The following is a 1457-nucleotide window of genomic DNA, read 5'->3' as shown; positions in this document are numbered from 1 at the left end:
GCCCAGCCCCGTCCCCTTTCCTCCCTTTCTCCCCTTCCGCCGCCCGCCGCACCGGAGCCGCGCGGTGTGCCGCCGTTCGGCCCGCTGCGGGTGCGCCGCTCCGGGCAGCGGCTGCGCCGGGCCCTGCTCAGACAGCGGCGTGCGACCGCGGCCGGTCTCGCCATGACGGCCGCCGCGCTGGCCGCCACCGGGGCGAGCGGCGCGGTCGGTGCTGTGGCCGACGCGGACGCCCGTGCGGAGGCCGCGGCCGGTGCCGTGGCCGCGTCGCCGCCACCGGCATCGGCTGCGTCCCGGCGACAACCCGCCGAGCACCGGGGGCGGATGGTGTCCGCGGCGGTCCGTATCGCCGATGCGGAGACGGTCCGGCTGCTGCGGCGGGGCGACCTGGTCGACGTGATCGCAACCGCCGCGATCCCGCCGGGACCGGCGGGAGTGGCGGACGCGGGACCCGAGGCACGGGTGGTGGCGACCGGGGTCCGGGTGGCCGAAATCCCCGACGCACGTGAGATCTCCTCGGACGCCGGGGCACTGGTCGTGCTGTCCGTGCCACGCGCCACCGCCACGGCACTGGCGGGAGCGAGCATCACGTCACGGCTGGCGGTGACGGTGTGCTGAGCCGCTGGCTGCCGGGCCGCCTGCGGCCGGTCCGGAGGGTGCTGAGTCGTACTGGCGAACTGTGGCGTCGCCTGATCGCGTACGCGGATTGGACAGCGCGGGCACGCGCCGCCTTAGGTTGCGGAGCAGATTGTCACTCCAACCGCACATGTGAAGAAGGGCTCACTCGTGAGCAAGGAGAAAGAGAGCGTGCTGGCGGGCTTCAAGGCCTTCCTGATGCGCGGCAACGTGATCGACCTCGCGGTCGCGGTGGTCATCGGCACCGCCTTCACCAATGTCGTGAACTCGGTCGTCAAGGGCCTCATCAACCCGGTGGTCGGCGCGTTCGGCACCAAGGATCTGAACAAGTACAGCTCGTGTCTCAAATCGCCCTGCGAGACGAACGCGGCGGGCGAGGTCGTCACCGGCATTCCGATCATGTGGGGCACGGTGCTGAGCGCGACCCTGACCTTTCTGATCACGGCGGCGGTCGTCTACTTCCTGATGGTCCTGCCGATGGCCAGGTATCTCGCCAGGCGGGCCAGGCAGCAGGCCGCCAAGGAAGAGGTTCAGGAGGTCGTCGAGGTCAGCGAGCTGGAGGTGCTGAAGGAGATCAGGGACGCCCTGGTCGCGCAGCGCACCGTACCGGGGCAGAACACCCCGTAACGGCCGGGACGGCCGGCACCGGCAGCGGCGCTCAGAGGTGGTGGGGCGGCTTCTCGTCCAGGAACCGGGCCAGATCCGCGGCGCTGTCGCCGCCGCCCGCGGGCCGCTCTCCCCAGCCGCTGTCCGTGTCGTCCGAGGACTGCTGGTCCAGCGGATCGTCGAAGATCAACGCGGGTCGGGGCCGGGGTGCCCGGGGA

At 72.1% G+C, this 1457-nt stretch carries 2 protein-coding genes; both read left to right on the top strand.

Features of this window, described 5'->3' with window-relative positions:
* Positions 1-615, top strand: a 615-nt coding sequence (locus tag WH07_RS35015) for a hypothetical protein (RefSeq protein WP_046509131.1), incomplete at its 5' end; no start/stop codon positions are given.
* Between the two features lie 168 nt (positions 616-783).
* A complete protein-coding gene (gene mscL / locus WH07_RS35010; protein WP_079023812.1) occupies positions 784-1260 on the top strand; it encodes a large conductance mechanosensitive channel protein MscL in 477 nt (158 codons plus the stop codon).
* Positions 1261-1457 lie beyond the last annotated feature (197 nt).

Source organism: Streptomyces odonnellii (genome assembly GCF_000981895.1).
Classification (GTDB): Bacteria; Actinomycetota; Actinomycetes; order Streptomycetales; family Streptomycetaceae; genus Streptomyces; species Streptomyces odonnellii.
This window is presented reverse-complemented; position numbering and strand designations above follow the sequence as displayed.